Genomic DNA, 271 nt, shown 5'->3' on the forward strand with positions numbered 1-271 from the left:
TAAGCTGGCCGAGTGCGGCATTACCGCCTTTGCCCTGGAAGCCGCGCCTCGTACCTCCCGCGCTCAGAGCCTGGACGTACTGTCCTCGCAAGCCAACATCGCCGGCTATAAAGCCGTGTTGCTGGCCGCGCACCACTACCCGCGCTTCATGCCGATGCTGATGACCGCTGCGGGCACCGTGAAAGCGGCGCGCGTGTTGATCCTTGGTGCCGGTGTGGCCGGCTTGCAGGCGATCGCTACGGCGAAACGCCTGGGTGCAGTGATCGAAGCG

General features: G+C 65.3%; 1 pseudogene. It reads left to right on the forward strand.

The window, feature by feature from the left end:
- Positions 1 to 271 (forward strand): annotated as a pseudogene (locus tag ACM6J5_RS25930) (NAD(P)(+) transhydrogenase (Re/Si-specific) subunit alpha); the annotation flags it as partial.

The organism is Pseudomonas sp. IT-P74, from assembly GCF_949768175.1.
In the GTDB taxonomy this organism is placed as follows: Bacteria; Pseudomonadota; Gammaproteobacteria; order Pseudomonadales; family Pseudomonadaceae; genus Aquipseudomonas.